Here is a 14,561-nt window from a genome sequence, read left to right as displayed (position 1 = left end):
CGTGAGTGAGTCCTAACGACAGTTTAAGTCTTGGCTCTATATTTAAGCAGTAAAACATTTAACTGTCTTGGAGTTTACTTAACTTAAAAACTGTTATTGCAGCATAATTTTTCGAATCAAAATCATAGAATTTTCTGACTTTTCCAGTCAAATGATAACGTTCACCCAATAAAATGTGATCCTGTTTATCGGCCGTTAAAGCGATCCCGTCATTTCTAACTTTACCAGTAAATGTAAAAAAATAACTCCCTTTACTTTTTGCGTACGCGGCCCTGACTTCAGTAAATGTTAGTTCAATGCTTATGACCTGGCCGATATTGTAGCTATGTTTTAAAATTTCTTGTTCATTTTCCGGAGTTTCAGACAACATCACATCAAAGGTTGTAAAGAAACAATCCAGCTGGCGTTCTGTCAAAAAACGGTTATTGTCTAGTTGCGCCAATATACTATTAGAAAACTTAGTGTTAGCCTTTTTTGCTTTCTCAATAAGTACGTGGTTTCTGGATTTCCATGCTTCGAGTGTTGGGTTAACACGCAGTTCCGGAATGTTATCGAGAAAGGTAATTGGCTCTAGTACCACTAATTTTTCAATAATGGGTCCAACTGTTTGTACCCCATGACACTTTTCACATACATCAGCCCCTTTGTGGCCTGTGCCCGCACATTCGTTACATTCTCTTTCGATAGGTGCATAATAATTTCCATCTCCGTTAAGGGATACATTCACTGAGGCTGGTACCATATGACCATCAAGAGTAAAGAAAAGAGATTTCATTTTCGAAACACCTCCAAACGTGCCTCTACGATTGCTACAGCTTCTTTCACAGTTTTTTCATAGTGGTCATGCCCTTCAGGAAATTGGTCAAAACGTTTACCGTGTTCTAACTCTTCCATGTTGCGTTTAAGGACTTCATGAGTTAGAAGCAAATCATTATAATTATCGATAAGAGTCAGCTTTATAGGTTTAATCACTCAACTAATCCTCGGTTTTTTATTCCTTAAGGAGATCTCGAATTTCCAGAAGCTCTTCTAATTTTGGTTTAGAAAGAATGATTGCTGTATTTTCGTCGTTAAGTAAAGACAATAAAATATTTAGCTTTTCATCATTCAAGATTATTTGAACACCATCATCAGAAAATATTACATTTTTACTATCAACATTTTTGAACAAGTGTGCACTATCTCTACCAAATTTTAGTTCTGTTTGAGTATTCGTTATAGATTCCGTATGTGTACTTTCCACAAGCTCAAGAAATTCAGATTTTAGCCGTTCTGTTTTCTTATGCGAGAGGCGCTTAATACCCAAAGTCTTACGTGTGACTGCCGAATTTTTCTTTTCTGGTCCGCCTTTATTTAAGGTGTCTGGTCCTGCTCCAGCTGCATTGTGTTCAGGTATGCCTACAATTTTGCTCGTTGTAGTCTCAATATTCTTAACGCCAGGTAAGAAACCTTCTATATGTTTTAAAACCATTTTGTGATCGTTGGAATATTTTAACATTATTTCAATGGCGAGCGTTTTTTTGATTAGATTTAGGCTAATCAAACGTTGAAGCTCTAATGGCATATCAAGGATTTTTAGCATATTACGAATTGCGGTAGTTGATCGTTGATATCGCATTGCTAGTTCTTCAACCGAATACCCGAGACTAACAGCATGAGCTAATGCATGAGCTTGCCCAACCGGATTTAGCCCATTGCTTCTGTTACCATCGAGGTTCTCAAGGTATTCTTCAATTTCGTTTTTATAATCGATTAAGATAACAGATAATTTTGGAATATTAGCACCTTCAGAAATTGCTAATTTTAAGCCATGAAAACGAGTATGACCTTGACGAACTAAATATTTACCTTTTCTTTTTACGACCTTGATCATATCAACCTGCCTTCCTTCCTTAAAGGCTTGTTTGATTGACACAATCATCGATTTGACAGGTTCTTGTTCGTAACACAAATCTCCGATTACCGCCTCTCGGGGATTAAATCCCTTTTCAATTTCAACTAGATTAGTATCCACTTCAATGACTGTATGTTTGCTGTTGTTCATATCTTCCTCCTGTTTACTACATGATACATGAACCTCAAATTTGCCAAATAGGGCTGATACATCTAAAAGGTAAACTCAAAAAATTTGCTTAATAAAATTAAAATAAAAACTGTCTTGAATAAAACAATGATAGTAAACCCACTTTCATTTCCGTTTGCGATCTGTAGATATTGATAAAGGAGCGCTATTCCTTGTTTTATATGGACTTATCATTGTTTTCAACAGGTTAGATCAATTCTTTAGATCACTAAAGATCAATAGAGTTCAAGTAAAGATCACGGCATCTTTAACTCATTGATTATAGTAACTTTATGAAAGGATCCGGCATTCGGATGCATGCGAAAAGCATTTGAATGAATAAGGAAGGCATTTACTGGAATGCTTATGGCATTTAGGTAAATGCGTAAAAAGCATTTGCAAGAATATGTTATAAACAGTTTGCCAAATGAAAATCTTATCACCGACGAGTTAAGTTAATGATTAAAAACAACGAGTTAATCCATCCTTTTGACGTAACCAGTAATGAATCAGGTAAGACTTATCAACTGACGCCTAACTCGTCCAAGTCGGTTCAGCCCGTGGCCCTGCTGAGATTGAGTGTATTTACCCCTGTCGGCACAAAAGAAAACCGCGACCGAAACTTTGAAGTTGATGCCTCTGATGAGCTTTCGTGTATGGAAATTGCAAGATCGGAGGGTTATGACGACATCAAGATAACTGGTGTCAAACTATCTATGTCTACCGACTTTAAGTGCTGGCTCGGGATCATCATGGCTTTCAGTAAATATGGTTTTACTTCCGAGAAGATTAGCCTGACTTTTAACGAGTTTGCGAAGATGTGTGGTATCAGTTCAACAAACATCAACAAACGAACTCGTGCGCGCTTTAAAGAGTCATTAATGAACCTTGCATCGGTAGTGCTTGCCTTCTCAGACTCTCGTAGTGGTCGGTTCACAGTAACGCATCTGGTGCAGAAGGCTATGATTGATCCAAAAAGCGATACTGTTGAGCTGGTTGGGGATCCTTCTATGTGGGAACTGTATCGTTACGACCATAAGACATTGTTAAGCCTTCAGGTTCTATACATTTTGGCTAAAAAAGAAGCTGCGCAATCTCTCTATATTTATTTTGAAGCAATGCCAGCTGGTACGTTGTTCGTTAATATGAAACGGTTGAGGGAAAGGTTGCTTCTTACAACCCCTATTCGTACGCAAAACCAGATAATTCGTAAAGCAATGCGGGAACTTGAATCTATCGGATATCTCGATTATCAAGAAGTTAAGAAAGGTCGCGACATACAATTTCAGATCTTCAAAAGAAGCCCTAAGCTGGCCCTTGCCAAACAAGGTTGAAAGCTATCTGGTATGCACTGGTTATAACCTGCTGAAAAATAAGTTATTTATCAGTGCTATGCTTAGTGCTTCTTTTACTACTGGTCTTACATCTCGGCTTAATGTGCAAAAAAGTAACTTTTCAAACGAACTCCTGACTATTCATCTGTATGCCTTTCTGACTCAAGCGTACATGCTAGCCCATTCATTAAATGCCGTTGAGCAAGATGGTTTCGTGCGCACTCTATTCACGTGAATGCCTTTTGTGGATTACGCCTCTTACATTCATACAAATGCTTTTGATGTCGGTATCCCAAAAATTCATTCATTGAAATGCTTTTGTTTGCCACTGTATCCCGAGCATAGCTATGCAGTGGTATAAAAAGGCATTTTGGTGAATGGCATTAGGTCGAATGACACACAGTTCAGCTTTGTTAAGAGCGAGAATGGTCCAAGACATCTATGACATTGGGCATCAGAAGGACTATGTGCTTGATATGAGATCAAAAAAATATCAGAAGCATCACAACTCCAATGGCATTCAAAGAAATGCCTTTGTTTTGTTAGTACACCAAACAACCCAAAATTCATGCAGTTATATCAAAGACTCATTCGCAAAAGGACTCAGCCAGAAAGCATTTGCTTAAATAGCATTGGCCAAAAGCATTCGAATGAATGATGTTCGTATGGACAAGACAAAGTCCCACTCACGCCCAGAGGTGTAAAAGGCATTTAGATGAATGACGCACCGGCCCGAGGATTGTATGTAGTTTCTCCAACTGATAGTTGCCGAACCAGGGAGCACAGTGATATGCGGCCTTCTCAGAATCAAGAGATAGATAATAAGGGAACAAAAAAGATTAGATATGAAGCTTAGTTACCTGCCCGATATCTAGTTAGAGCTTTTCAAACCATCAAAAGTGACTTTTATGCTTGAGGAGTCTCATCAGCTTCAGGATTGAGCTTAACGTAATCTTACCCCCTCCCCTCTTTCAAACTTTTACTAAGCGTTCACTGGTACCTTTCAAAGATTATGCTTTAGGCCCTTTGCTTAAAAATTCACCAATCGCTAAACGTTAAAAAAAGGGGGTTTATGCGAACGGAAGGATCGGAATAAAAAAGTATTATTCATTCGCGTTTACGTGAACTCAAATCTACACGGAGTAATTATGGAACTTTCTTTAAATATTGGCCTTAGTGAAAAGAAATCTAACACGGCTGCACTTTTTAAAACAAAAAGCGCAAAAGTGATTTTGTTTGTTCTGCTGACCGTGCTTTTTTGCGGTCTGGCATATGCGGGTTCAGATGATGGGGCACTGGGAGATATTTGGTCATACATGAGTGAAAGTATGACTGGAGCTCCGGGCAAAATTCTGGCAGCCGCGATGTTGATCTCAAGCGTATATTTCTCTGTCCTTAAGCCTAACCCGGGCCTGGCACTGGTTTCATTATTCATGATGCTGGTAATGGCCAACGGCGAGAAAATTATCAGCACCTTTATGGATGCTGGCGTACCGCTGTAATTTATTGTTAATCATGCATGAGGGGGTTCATCCCCCTCTCTGGATTTTTAATGAGTAAGCAGAACGACGTTCCTCAGCATACCTATAGATTCCCTTTCAGGATCAACATGCCTCTACTGATTTTGTTTTGGGATGCCAAAAAATTAGGGCTTGCATTCATTCTGGTTGCATTTGGGAATATCTTCGAATGCTTCGGGTTTTCTGTTGTAGCAGCGGTTGTGTATTGGATTGCGTATAACAAAGCAGCTGAGTCAGGAATAAGAGGATTGCTAAAACACAAACTCTGGTGGCTCGGTTTTTTGCCAGGTAAAGCAGTTTTTAGTAGCCGTTATTTCAACGATCCATTTATCAGAGATTTGTATTCTTGATGGAGCTATGAATGAAAATGCTAAGTGGCATTAACATCCCTTTTTTCAAAAAATCTAAAAAGGATGAAAACGGTGATCTTGAACAGTCATACGTAAAGAAAGATGAAAGTGCTAAGGGACGTTTTTTGGACATTAAAAAACGATTTAGCCCACAAGCTGAAGCGTCAGGTGCTGGAATTACATACAGCGCCCTGATTAATCGTGATACAAAACTTATCCGCATTAATACTGTTTCAATAGCCGTCATTGGGTTATTGGTTGCAAAGATTCTTTTTTTCACTGACCCAGTGACGATTGTTACCCCTCCAAACATGAATGAAGAGATCACGGTTGTTGGTAACAAAGCATCGGAATCTTATAAAACACAATGGGCTCTCTTTTTTAGTACCCTTTTAGGGAATATTAATCCAACTAATATTTCCTTTGTGACGGCCTATGTCCTCGATGCCCTTTCACCTGAACTACAGGCTAAAACGAGTGAGTCTTTACAGGAGCAGATAAATATCATGCAGGCTCGTGGTGTTGAGCAGACCTTTAAGCCTAATGATATTTACTTTGATCCAAAAAATGACATGGTCTATGTCTGGGGTACCAAAACGACTCGACTTGTAAATGTTCCGGACAAAACTGAATCATCGAAATGGACTTATGAATGGGTTCTCGGGATGAAAAATGGTCGCCCAAGAATTGCATATGTAAATCAATATTCCGGAACACCGAATATTAAAAAAATTACGATAAACGGCAAAGAGCAACTGGCAACGCTGGATAATCCGCCACCGTCTACAGGTAACAAGTGATGATTAAAAAAAAGGGCTTAGGCTTCAACGCAATTACAGCATTGATCATGCTCACGACTTCGAACTGCGTAATCGCTGAAGAATACCAATTGCCAGCAACAATTAATAACCCGGTTGTAATGCCAGTTGGTGCTGACGGATTTCAGAATGGAGCTGCAAAAGCCATTATTCCGGGTCAAGCTGGTTCTGAACAGTCAGGTGCACAAACAAACCTTAGTGAAGCCGGTAATGCGCAGGGACAAAAACCTACAACTGATCTCCCTACCGTGCAACTTTCCCCAGCCAGCAATGCTTCGCCTGCGGTAAGCGCTATTACTGGAGCATTATCAAATAATCCTAGTCTCCCCGGATTTGACGCACAGACCCGATCTGGTGCAATTGATAGCTATGGGAGACCAACAGGTACCTCTTCCCAGCAGAATGCAACCAATGCGACCGCCACGTCAAAAGCCGATGAACTTTATGTCGAAGCTCGTAACCGATATAAAGAAGTTCAGCGTGTAAATGTGCCGCCTGGTGGGAATGTGGTACTGCCAGTTTCACGAGGACTTCAAAACAGAATATCGACCAGCTTCAAGAATGCTTCTGTCAGTACTTCTACCCCTGCTGAAGAGGCAAGCATATTTGTTAATGGTGGCGATGTCTTTATTTCAACTAATACCGATAAACCAATCGGGATTATGTTGTCTGAAGATCAGGTACCTGAATCGACCTATAACCTGACCCTGGTACCGCTTGATGTTCCCGGTGCGATGATTTCAGTTACTACATCTTTAAGCCCATCTATGCAAGCCAAACGTGAAACCTCATTGGATAAGCAAAACTATGAGGAAATGTTGGCCCGCTCCCAGTCAGAAGAACTGGCTCCAACGGATCCAAAACAAGACGATCATAAACAAAGAATCATTGATTTATTGACTCCTGTGGCTCTTGGTGAGGTCCCTTCAGGATTCAGTTTACAACAGGACCGACTTTCTCGTATTCCTGCGCCAGAGCAGTCACCATGTAACTTTAATATGTATGCAAAGCTCGGTCAGAGACTGGTTGGCTCACGTGAACTTATTGATGTAATTCTTGTGAAAAACGATAAACCATACGGTCAAATCGTTGCTGATCAGCAGTGTATGGCAGAAGGCGTTATTGCAAGTGCTTTATTTGATAAAGCATACCTGCAACCGGGAGAAGAAACAGAGCTTTACATAGTCCGGGATAAATTGTTCAAGGAACGCGAGGCCCGGGTTACAACCAGACCAAGTCTAATCAGAAAATAATATGGGAAAAGTTACTTTGCCTGCTCTGCTTGGGGCCACCGTGATTGGTTTTGTCGTATTTGCTTTAACCAGCTTTTACTACAGGTCAGAATATATACCAAAAAGGAGTGTATTAATCGTTCCGGACGCACCCATTAGTATCGAAGATGGCAGTAACGCTTTTCCCGTTCAGACAGTAATAATGAACGATCCAACTCTTATTGATAAATTTGTAGGAGAGGGCAATATTAATGAGGAGAATGCTTTTGACTATCACAAAAGTAACGTTTTGGAACCTAATTACAAACATGAAATATCTAGAACGAGCCAGATAGATAAAGCTGAAATGAATCATCCATCTGTTCGTGAAAACTGGGCCAGAGCAGGTGAACCCTATATCGTTCCTCAGATGTCTGACAGCGAACGAAATCTAAAAATTAAACGATTCCAGAAACCTACAAGTGGAGCTAATCATGGACATTAAAAAGGCCTGGGAAAATAAGACCGTCAGACTTTCTGTTATTGGCGCTCTGCTGGTAGTGATTGTTTATATTATTAGCCAGTCTATTTTTTCCACACCAGTTAAGAAAGAAAAGAAAACACAGAAAAAAGACATGCAGACCAATTTGTTGTTAGATGATTCGCAAATGAACAAATTGAGTAATGAAGAAAGCCAGAAAGTATATAAAGAAATGGTTAAGCAAAACCGACTTGACCAAAATGCGGCGAAAGAGGACCGCGAAAAAGCAGAAAAAGCCCAACAGGAAACTAAAGCCCAAGTTGCAAGTTTAACTTCTCAACTTCAGCAGCTGTCTCAGCAAATTAATGATATGCAGACAAATCGAAACGGCAATCGTAACTTGGATGCTGGTAGTTCGCGTAAAACGATTAATGAGCAGGCACCGGCAGCTCCTTATCAGCTTAATGCTAATGCGCCGATTAATGGCGTAAACCCTAATTACGCTTCTATCACACCTACGCGTAATAGCCCAATGAGAACAATCACACAAAGTTCCATTAAGACTAATGGTACCGATGGTGTCATTCAGGTTATGCCCGTGTCTGAAAACAGAATCAAGGAAGGCAGAGAGGTCATTGCAGGAGATAAAGCGCCAACTCGGACTGTACGAGGTGATGGTACTGCGCCAGTTGATAGCAAAGCGCGGCATGCTGCCCGAAAAGATGAAATGTTTCTTCCGGCAACATCTATTATCACTGGTGTTCTGATTACCGGGCTTGAAGCGCCTACAAGCCTTTCTTCCAAATCAGAACCAATGCCAGTAACGATGCGTATTAAAAAAGATGTCATCATGCCCAATAATTTCACCATGGATTTGCGTGACTGTAATCTTCTGGGTTCAGCTGTTGGTGATCTGGCGTCACAGCGTGCTTACATACGTGCCACTTCTATCTCTTGTGTTAATTCAAAAGGGAAAGCTTTTGACGTAAAACTGGAAGCATATGCTGTAAGTGAAAATGACGGAAAAAATGGGATCCGAGGCACGCTTATCAGCCGAAATGGTAACGCAATTGCAGGAGCTGCATTTGCCGGTGGACTTTCTTCACTTGCCGGTAGCTTAAGTCCCAGTAAGGTATCTTCACTTAACATCGACCCTAATTCACAGGCTCAGTATCAGTCCCCTAATTTTGGTGCACTTGGGGCATTAGCCGGGGCTGGTGCAGCTCAAGGTGGTCTTAATCGACTCGTCGATTACTACACCGCAATTGCAGAACAACAGTGGCCAATCGTAGAAATTAGCCCTGGCCGAGCTATTACATTTGTCGTTCAGACCGGAACTACAATTCCAACGAATCTGACCAGTCGCTGAGGTTTAAATGGATAGTTTAGAAAAAAAAGAATCGCCTGAATCAGCTGGACCTGAAATCACTAAAAAAATGGTGCGAGAAAGGACAACAAAAAAAATTACCTTCGAAATTGATATTGAAAAAATATTGAAGTATTTATTTTTCTTCGCCTTTGCCGTATTGGTCATTATTTATGGTTATAAAGGCTTTATGAATGTTTACGATTACTTCAATAAACAATCCCAGCCTTCGTACAAGATTGCAGTGCTTGACATGCCTGAATTACGTAAGGAATTTTTCAAGCATCACGGAGGCCGTACTGCTGACAATGATAGATCTCAATTCGAAGAATATTTCAGAACATTAATGAAGATCTACCGTGACCGTGGCTATTTAATTATTGATGCAACGCTTGCCGTTACTGTACCGGATAGTGTTGAAATCGTCACTTATATGGAACTTGAAGATAGCTCTGAAGCGGTACAATCAAGTTCTTATAATGCAAAGAAGTAGAGGGCACCCAATAGTGAAAAAGTTACTTTTCCCTTTAATGGCGGCTTTCGCCATTATGGCGAATACGGTCACTTATGCTTCAGAGCAGGTCCTAACTAATAGTGATGCTGCTGCGTTAATGGCAAAGGCAAAGGAAGGTGGCGTTTCACCCAGTCAGATCTCGGGTGTGTTATCAAAAATGAAAGGATATAAACCTAAGGATGCCATATACATTCCTTCTGGTGGGCTATACCTCTTTCAGGACGAACGTTCGCAGCTAATGGCAGTAACGACCGATGGCCGATACTCCCTTACTGGGGGAAGCCTTGTTGATGTAATTAAACGTAAACCTGTTCTGACTGTAGAAGAAATCAGGAATTCCTATTTTATTAGTCTTGATGAGGCCCCCTTCCCTCTGGAAACTGTAGCGTCCATTCCTCTGGGAAATTCAAAGCTTAAAAGACAAGCAGCCATTTTCATAACACTTGATTGTGACGGTTGCATGGAACTTGTTAAGAAATTCTATGCAGATCGGGACAAGTATCGGATAGATATTGTTTTAGTTCCCTCACCCGGTGAGCCAAAAGAAGAGCTTAGAAGGCTCTGGTGTAGTAAAGAAAAAGGAAAAATAAACAACCTCGATATTCTTCGTTGGCTAATGGGAAGCAAATCCGACATTGAAAAAAGATTGCTCTCTCAAAAAGAAGCAGAAGAATGTCCGGCGGAACCTTTGGTAGCGTCATTGATGCTCGCAGGAATTTATAAATTGCAGGGTGTACCTTCAGTTGTCAGACAGGATGGTTTGGCTGGTAATGGCATTCCAAAAGATTTCGACTACTGGTTGAACCAAAGCGTTGAACCTCTCTTAAAAAATCCATTTGAGACAAATTAAGGCTAGTTTATGAACATCAAAAGATTGGTACTCAGTGCTCTGGTTGTAGGTACATCCTCATATCTTACGGGGTGCTCCATCGGTAGTTCCGAATCCGAATGTCCAGGCATTGAAAAGGGCGTTATCTGTAAAGGTCCTCGCGAAGTTATGGAGTTAACTAATAATCGAGATGATCTGTCTGCACTGGCGGGGGAAGAGTCGGAATCGGGAAAGGAGAAATCGGCTGTCAATGACAGCCGTTATCCAACTGAAATTAGCCCTCCAGGGGAAGTCAAATATCCACAGTCTACTACCCTTAAAAATCAGCCTGTGGCTTATTCAAAAACCGAAATTAAGCCAGTTGGTCAGTTACCTGTCATGTACGATAAAACTTTAAAAATGGGTGCCCCTACTTCATCCATTGGACCACGGCCTATTTCTGGTGTACCGGTTAATTCAAACGTAAGGATGACTAGCAGTTATAGCACTGCCTCTTCAACTGGTAACCCTTTCGTTCATCCGGCTGCGGAAGTCGTTAAACAAACAAGCTATCCGGTTTCTGCTGGAAATGCCCCACGCTACGTTGCACCTAATTCTGATATCAGCCCTGGTAAGGATATGTACTCTCTTTACAATGGCCAGCCCGTTAACCCGACTCTCAACCCTGGGCAGATCCAGCAATACCGTTCGCAAGGTTATAAACAAGCTGTAGTGGCTCCTGAACCACTTGCTGTTCTGCAACAGGGGAAAGTAATGAGAATTACTTTTGCACCTTATACCGATGATAACGATGCGCTTAATCTTCCCGGCTACGTTTATGTCAACGTAAAACCGCAAACATGGATTGCTGGCAAGAATTCGACCTCAAACCCAGCTCGCATAGTTCCTTTAGAAGTACAGGATGCGGCCCGGGAAAATATGCAGCAGCAACAAAAAGCAACTAAAGCTGTCTCTTCGAACGGCATTGTTAGACAACTGTAAGGTCAAATATGGAAGCTATCAATAATTACAATAGCGGTTTAAATCGCCATCAATTAGGTGGGTTTATCCCTGTTTACGATCAATTAGCAGGGACTCACTATTTTTTGATTGATGGCAACAGATTAGGGTTTATGTTTATCTGTAATCCATCCCCTGGAGTTTTTGATAATCAGCAAGATGTTCTTGCTGAAATGTTCAAAATGGATTTCCCTACAGATACTGTCTGTCAAATATCTCTGACTGCATTGCCAGACCTGACTTTACAGCTTAGTGCTTGGTCAGCTGTGCGAGGTGGGCGTATGACTGGGAACGATAAGCTTAAAGCAGATCTGCTTAATGGTTATCAGTTGGACTACTACGACAGAAGTATGCATAAGCCTTTAAAACCTGATCATGATAACCTTATGTTGAGGGATTTTCAGGTATGGATCTCGCTATCGATTCCTTTACAGTCTGCCCTTCCTACCGAGCTGGAACATTCGCGTATCGATTCACTTTACTCTGAACTTGTAAGTAAGTTAATTACGATTGGATTGCATCCGTTTAAGGTCGATGCAGAAAACTGGCTCTATTGTATAGATAAGGTCGTAAACCCCGGAAAGAACTCCCGGTGGGCTGAAGGTTTCATAGACGTTAACACTATGAAAAGGCTTAATGAACAAGTTAACGTTCCCGGCCGTAAGTATACAGTCACAGAAAATCATTTCTCATCAGTCACACAAAGTGACGACGAATCTGAGCATCGTTACTTCAAACAACTTTCCGTTGTAAAGTTTCCTGAATACGTCAATTTCGGTTGTATGTATGAGTTAGTAGTTAACTGGATGCATGGACGTAAGACAATTTTCAGCCCATTTATGATCACTCAGACTGTTCAGTTTGCCGATCCGCTCAAGTTGTCAAAAGAAAACGTCCGCTACAAAGCAATCACTAATAAACAGGCAAGTATACCTTCAGTTGTCACATTCTGCCCTCGCCTGCGGGATATGGATAATGACTACATGGCCGTAACTCGCGAGCTTGAGGATGGCGCAAAGCTTTTAAGAGGGTATCTTACTTTCACTGTTATGGGTAGTAATGCCAATTCTGTGCAGACAGCAGCTAACGATCTCAAATCCTTTTACCTCGAAAGCCGGGTCAAAGTAGCAGATGATTCCTTTATCGTTTTCCCGTCATTTATGTCATGTCTGCCAATGTGCAATGACCCAAAGACAATTTTCGACCTTGACCGTTCCGAAGTAGTGAGCAACACCGGAGCGGCTCATATGACACCGATCTTTGGGCCCTGGAAAGGTAATACAGATAGACCAGTACTGAGTTTAGTTTCTCGTGAAGGTCAACTCATGGGACTTGATATTTTCAAGACTTCTGCAAGCTATAACATGGTTATTGGTGCAACGTCAGGTGCAGGGAAGTCATTCTGGACAGCATATCTAATCAATAACTATCTTGGAGCTGGACCGCGATCTAATAACCTCGTTCATTATCGCTCAACATTTAAGCATTTTTTAGAAAACGAATACCCAGATGATGATCCTGACGGTGCTCAAGTATTTGTTGTGGACGTGGGCCGTTCTTACCAGGGGATTGCGGAACAATATACAAACAGTCAATTTATTGATTTCGGTAAAACCCCTGACTTCACCCTAAATCCCTTTGCCTTCCTAACTGACATCACTGTTAACGACGATGTATTTAACGAAGCACCTGAATTTACCGGTGAATCAACTTCAAACGATGCAGAAAAAGACAAAGTTGCTCAGACCATAATGGTTTTGAATCAGCTAAAAATTATGGCTTCAGAGAAAGGCCTTATCGATGATTATCAACAATCAGTGATGCTTCAGCTTATTGCAGAAGAGTACCAAGAATCCAGAAAATCAGGTCGGACCGGTTCAATAACCGGCTTTGCTCTGCGTTGCAAGAAGCATGAAGACAAACGTATAAAGGATATTGGGGAGCAACTCGGAGCATGGTGCGAAGGTGGAATTTATGGGCACCGGTTTACCGATACGTTGCCTCCAATCAACTTCGACAGCAGATTTATTGTTTTGGAACTGGAGGAGCTAAAAGGCACCCCCCACCTTCAGACAGTTGTATTAATGTCTATCATTCAGGCTGCTCAGCATGCAATGTTCATCAAAAAAGATGGGCGTCGTCGCTTGTTCATCCTTGATGAAGCATGGGAGTACATTCGTCCTGATAATTCATCAGGTGCCGGAAATCAATCAAACCAATTCTTCTCTTCCTTCCTCGAAGCGGCATGGCGTAGGTTCAGGAAAACAAACTGCGCTGGCATCTGTATCACACAGTCGTTTGAAGATTATTTTACTTCTTCTGTTGGCCGGGCCCTGACTGCTAACTCGCCTTGGAAGATAATCATGAAACAAGAAAAAGAAAGCATTGAAGCAATGAAGGCTAATAAATATTTTTCTACTTCAGATGCAGAATATGAACGTATGAAAAATATTCGTACAGTCAAAAAGGTGTTTTCAGAGATGTTAGTCAGGTTCGAAAACTTCCAAGAGATCTGTCGGTTATACGTAGACCGGAAAATGGAGCTTTGTTTTACTACGGATAGTGCTGACAGGAGTAAATTATGGGAAATTCAAAGCCGCGAGAATTGTAGCTATGGCGAGGCAATAGAAATTCTCTATGCTCAAGAAGTAGCAGCGGGTTTGGCCGCGTAGAGTAAATATCTTCAAGCAAAAATAATTAAACCAGATGTCTCATAAGAATCTGGTTTTTTATTGTATGCCTTAAGTAAACAAATGAGGTTGTGACTTAATGAGTTCATCACTGTGCTGCAAATTTTGGTTTTATAATTAATGTGGTGTAAAAACAGTGACATAAATACAAATCGCAGTTAGGTTGTGTACGCATTAAGTAAACAAAATTTATAACTTCAATACTGACATTATAAGATGAAAATCACGTAAATTACATTTTTGTTTACCAAAGGTAATCAAAGTAGCGCGGCATTATTAGTGAAAACAGATCACTGGTGTCATTTTGCATACAAAACTTAATATCCTTTAATCATTCTTCTAAAAGTTTATTATTAACGGTTTGGTTTCTGAAAATTTATCCAATTT

14 protein-coding genes are annotated in these 14,561 nt (G+C 40.8%); 11 read left to right on the top strand and 3 right to left on the bottom strand.

Annotation, left to right across the window (positions count from 1 at the left end; genetic code table 11):
• Positions 1-58 precede the first annotated feature (58 nt).
• From ACOTX4_RS20425 to ACOTX4_RS20415, 3 genes are read right to left on the bottom strand one after another with little or no spacing between them, the layout of a single operon-like run.
• Complete coding sequence (locus ACOTX4_RS20425; protein ID WP_000838219.1) at positions 59-775, bottom strand: zinc finger-like domain-containing protein; 717 nt, start codon at positions 773-775, stop codon at positions 59-61.
• Complete coding sequence (locus ACOTX4_RS20420; RefSeq protein ID WP_000594930.1) at positions 772-972, bottom strand: hypothetical protein; 201 nt, start codon at positions 970-972, stop codon at positions 772-774. The genes ACOTX4_RS20425 and ACOTX4_RS20420 overlap by 4 nt, the downstream gene beginning before the upstream one ends.
• A gap of 19 nt (positions 973-991) precedes the next feature.
• Positions 992-2,044: a hypothetical protein gene (locus tag ACOTX4_RS20415; protein ID WP_001065778.1), complete on the bottom strand. Its 1,053-nt coding sequence runs from the start codon at positions 2,042-2,044 to the stop codon at positions 992-994.
• 476 nt (positions 2,045-2,520) lie between these two features.
• On the opposite strand from ACOTX4_RS20415, the gene ACOTX4_RS20410 reads away from it, so the two are divergent.
• From ACOTX4_RS20410 to ACOTX4_RS20360, 11 genes are all read left to right on the top strand, one after another.
• Entirely contained in the window at positions 2,521-3,396 is an 876-nt protein-coding gene (locus ACOTX4_RS20410) for a RepB family plasmid replication initiator protein (RefSeq protein ID WP_000594611.1), read from the top strand.
• Between the two features lie 1,148 nt (positions 3,397-4,544).
• Complete coding sequence (locus ACOTX4_RS20405; protein ID WP_000423602.1) at positions 4,545-4,898, top strand: hypothetical protein; 354 nt, start codon at positions 4,545-4,547, stop codon at positions 4,896-4,898.
• 17 nt (positions 4,899-4,915) lie between these two features.
• Positions 4,916-5,266, top strand: a complete 351-nt coding sequence (locus ACOTX4_RS20400) for a type IV conjugative transfer system protein TraL (RefSeq protein WP_001447770.1) — start codon at positions 4,916-4,918, stop codon at positions 5,264-5,266.
• A gap of 11 nt (positions 5,267-5,277) precedes the next feature.
• Positions 5,278-6,066 (top strand): TraE/TraK family type IV conjugative transfer system protein, encoded by a 789-nt coding sequence (locus ACOTX4_RS20395; protein ID WP_000783153.1) that lies wholly within the window; start codon positions 5,278-5,280, stop codon positions 6,064-6,066.
• Positions 6,066-7,337, top strand: coding sequence for a TraK domain-containing protein (locus tag ACOTX4_RS20390; RefSeq protein WP_000592092.1), 1,272 nt, complete (start codon positions 6,066-6,068; stop codon positions 7,335-7,337). Before ACOTX4_RS20395 ends, ACOTX4_RS20390 begins: the two co-directional genes overlap by 1 nt.
• A gap of 1 nt (position 7,338) precedes the next feature.
• A complete protein-coding gene (htdO, locus tag ACOTX4_RS20385; protein ID WP_000521242.1) occupies positions 7,339-7,800 on the top strand; it encodes a plasmid transfer protein HtdO in 462 nt (153 codons plus the stop codon).
• A complete protein-coding gene (gene trhB, locus ACOTX4_RS20380; RefSeq protein ID WP_000351841.1) occupies positions 7,790-9,145 on the top strand; it encodes an IncHI-type conjugal transfer protein TrhB in 1,356 nt (451 codons plus the stop codon). The genes htdO and trhB overlap by 11 nt, the downstream gene beginning before the upstream one ends.
• A gap of 7 nt (positions 9,146-9,152) precedes the next feature.
• Entirely contained in the window at positions 9,153-9,635 is a 483-nt protein-coding gene (locus tag ACOTX4_RS20375; protein WP_000377632.1) for a hypothetical protein, read from the top strand.
• Positions 9,636-9,753: 118 nt separating this feature from the next.
• Positions 9,754-10,506, top strand: a complete 753-nt coding sequence (gene htdT / locus ACOTX4_RS20370) for a protein-disulfide isomerase HtdT (RefSeq protein WP_182911723.1) — start codon at positions 9,754-9,756, stop codon at positions 10,504-10,506.
• Between the two features lie 9 nt (positions 10,507-10,515).
• Positions 10,516-11,466, top strand: coding sequence for an IncHI-type conjugal transfer lipoprotein TrhV (trhV, locus tag ACOTX4_RS20365; RefSeq protein WP_001022588.1), 951 nt, complete (start codon positions 10,516-10,518; stop codon positions 11,464-11,466).
• 8 nt (positions 11,467-11,474) lie between these two features.
• Positions 11,475-14,156, top strand: a complete 2,682-nt coding sequence (locus tag ACOTX4_RS20360) for a TraC family protein (RefSeq protein WP_000387412.1) — start codon at positions 11,475-11,477, stop codon at positions 14,154-14,156.
• The last annotated feature ends 405 nt before the right edge of the window (positions 14,157-14,561 follow it).

It is taken from the genome of Enterobacter cloacae complex sp. IR5459, assembly GCF_049238005.1.
In the GTDB taxonomy this organism is placed as follows: domain Bacteria; phylum Pseudomonadota; class Gammaproteobacteria; order Enterobacterales; family Enterobacteriaceae; genus Enterobacter; species Enterobacter hormaechei_C.
The sequence above is the reverse complement of the archived record's forward strand: the minus strand, read 5'-3'. Positions and strand labels throughout refer to the sequence as shown.